We start from the raw sequence: 3,200 nt of genomic DNA on the forward strand, positions 1-3,200 counted from the left end.
GGTAGGCCGGTCGGGTCCTAGGCATCTTGAATCTCCTCATTCAGTAGCAAACTATCCGAAAGTGGACATCTGTCTACCGAACCGAAGCAAGATCAATCGAGGGTTTCCCGGCCGTCTTGTGCCGGCCGGGAACCTGGGTGAGTCTTTCGGAGCGACTGCGGAGGTTCGGTGTCTGGTTTGTCTGTTTCTCGACCGGTTGCGGATTCGGGCCGGTGGGCCGGATGAACCCGCAGGTCAACGAGTCCTGCTCCCCGTGCACGCGGGGATGGACCCGGGTATTACCGCCCAGGTAGGAGAACGACATGAGCACCACAACCGCAGGAACGACCGTTACCGATGCCCAGACCGGTTGGGTCGTGGACTTCTGGCTCGATCCCGCCTGCCCGCTCACCCGTCACACCGCACGCTGGATCACCCAGATCGCCGACGAAGTGCCGCTCGAAGTGAACTGGCGTGTCATGAGTCTGTCGATCCTCAACGAACATCGCGACGACGATCCTGAGGGCGATCCCCACGGCTACCTCTGGATCCCCGCACGTGTTGCCGCAGCCGTCCAGACCAGGCACGGACACGAATCGCTCGGTGCCTTCTACGACGCACTCTGGACCAACCCAGATGGCACCGAACGGCAATGGCTCGGTGAACTCGGTGAGGCGCTGCAACGCACCGGTCTGTCTGTCGAACTCGTGAAAGCCGGCACGTCCACCGACTACGATGCCGAGCTACGTGCCTCCCACCGTGACGGCGTCGACCGCATCGACGCTGAAATAGGTACGCCGATCATGGCCATTACAGCGCCAGACGGAGGACAGCGGACATTCTTCGGCCCGGTCCTCGACACAGTCCCCACGATGACCGAGCGGTTTCGCCTGTGGGAAGCACTGCTCCTCTTGACCAAGGTCCCGAGCCTCCGAGAGATCAAGGCATGAGCGAGCCGACCACGGCCTGACGGTCTTCGCTTTGGCAGCAGTTCTGGCAACAACGTTCTGTCCTGTAACGCTTAGCCCGGATGGGCCTGGGGCTCAACGGGGCTGTTCTTGGTGCAGATGGGAATTTTTTGCTGGTGGGGCGCCTGGGGTCGAGTTCCTTGGGGTTGTTGGGCGGGGTGGGGGTGGGTTCTCCCTCCTTCCCCGCCGCGTGATTGTTGCCGCCCGCACCGCACGCGTCAAGGCAATGTTGAGTCCTGTGACGCTGTGGCTGGTGGCCTTGACCCGTGCGGCACGGGCGGCGGTTTGGCGGCTATCGGGGAAGGGGGAGAGTGGTTGAGGTCCCAACGGCCCCGGGCCCTTCGGGCCCCCGGGGGCCCGGTCCGGCCGCAGGCGGCCGGATGCCTTCCCTTCCCTCTGGTGTCCTCGTGGGGCGCGTCGCCACTACGTGACGGGTCGGGTCACGAAGGGCCCGCTACAGGTGGGGCACGGGGCGGGGCGCGTCCTCGCGGTGGCCGGCTCTGGTCTTCTCAGCGATGATCTTGCTCGTAGCGCCATGTTGGGCGCCCAACATGGCGCTAGGAGCAAGATCATCATGATGGAGAGACAACACGGGGTTGCACGGGGTTGGTGGTGCCGGTGGGCCGGTACCTGGGGCGGGAGCCGGTACCTGTGGTGGCAGTGGCGCCGAGACCCCCGATGGGAGCCACTCCGGCCCCGGGATATGGCTCTGGGCGGGGGTTCGCGGTGTTTCTGCCCCTGGGCATGCCGATATCCCCACAGGGCACAGGGCCCTTGGGGTCTGACACCCAACCGGGGTGGTCGCGGCGGGGTGTTCTCGGCGGGGTGGGGTTCCACCTGGCGGGAACGCATGGTCGTGGAAGCGGGTGGTGGTTAGGGGGAGGTGGCTGGGGCCGGCTCCCCCTCACCATCCCCGGATCCGCTGGTCTCGGTGTCCTGTCGGTTCTGGGCGTGGTGGTGCTCCCAGATCTGCCGGTTCACCTTGGCCTGCAACCGGTGCTTGAGCCGGTTATGGGTCGAGCACAGCACCTGCATGTTCTCGGCACTGGTCACCCCGCCGTGGGAGAAGGGGACGATGTGGTCGTACTGCGACCAGCTACGCGGCATGTCACAGCCCTGGTGCCACTCGCAGTAGGGCTTCTTGAACCCCGCCGCTTGACGGACCGGATCCGGAGCGCACCGCTGCTTACGCCCCACATCCAACAGAGTCCGACCCTGGGCATCGGTCACGAACCGGCGCAACCAACTCTCGGGGGTCAAACGGGCCACCATCTGATCAGGCAACACCACACCATCCTCGGTAGTGGCGGGCTCGGCCGACCCATCACCCAGGAACCGCTTCAGCGGCACGGTGATGTTCAGGGTCGCCAACGGTTGGCGGCTCAGACTGGAGCAACCCCGGTGAGTCAGAGCGGTCTCGAAGATCCGCCTCATCGCGTCATAGATGCGCTGATGCTTCGCCACGGCGGCGTTCTCCGGCCCATACGGCTCGGTGTAAGCCTCCAAGGCGGCCTGGATCAGCTCGTTATCGGCCCCCGGCCCCCACATCCGTAGCAGGAACCCACCCTCGAAGGTGGGCGAGAACTGCGCGCCCCGGTTCTCGAACGTTTCATCGTAGTCCCGGTCGACCTTATCCGGATCCAGGCGGGCCACGAACCATTTCGCCGCGTCCCGCAACTGGCGCACCGAAGCCTGCGGGCATTCCTGTTTATAGGCGATGAGCCCGTATTCCAACCGGGCCCGAAACCCCTCCACCGAAGGACACTGGGCACGGAATTCCTCATCCGCAGTTTCCAGGACCTTCGCCCACTCGGTAGTCGCTTTTTCGGTGGAGGTCGCGATGGCGCACGCCTCACCCAAAGACAGAGTCTGCTTCCCGAACGCTTCTTCCACCAAGGGCAGCTGCTGCCGGTGTAGGGCGCGGGCGAGGGTGGCGAGGCTCTTGGCCTCGGCCGGGGTGGTGCCCCACTGGTGGGTGATCCACGTCTGGATGCTGCGCTGTCCGCCCTCTTCCAGCAGGGCGCCGGTGGCCTCCATACGGGCTAGGGCGGGCAGCATCCCGTAGCGGATGCGGTCTGTTTCCTGGTTGAGGCGGCCGAACTGTGCGAGCGCATCGGCTTCGCACCCGAACGGGATATCCCGGCCGGAGAATTCCACTGCGATCTCCCGCGCACCCGCCATCGCCTTATCGACCGGGGTGTTCCCGGTCGGGCGCGGTGCGTGGGGAGGAAAGCTCATACTCTGATTATATGC

Annotated in this window: 2 protein-coding genes; one reads left to right on the forward strand and one right to left on the reverse strand. The window is 65.2% G+C overall.

All coding sequences use genetic code 11. The features are described from left to right. Nucleotides 1-302 precede the first annotated feature (302 nt). Nucleotides 303-929 (forward strand): mycothiol-dependent nitroreductase Rv2466c family protein, encoded by a 627-nt coding sequence (locus tag ACWGKS_RS29695; RefSeq protein WP_358505046.1) that lies wholly within the window; start codon nt 303-305, stop codon nt 927-929. Between the two features lie 891 nt (nt 930-1,820). On the opposite strand, the gene ACWGKS_RS29700 is transcribed toward ACWGKS_RS29695, so the two are convergent. Continuing rightward, complete coding sequence (locus ACWGKS_RS29700) at nt 1,821-3,185, reverse strand: DUF222 domain-containing protein (RefSeq protein WP_452525036.1); 1,365 nt, start codon at nt 3,183-3,185, stop codon at nt 1,821-1,823. Nucleotides 3,186-3,200: the final 15 nt, after the last annotated feature.

The sequence above is a fragment of the Nocardiopsis sp. NPDC055879 genome (genome assembly GCF_053615935.1).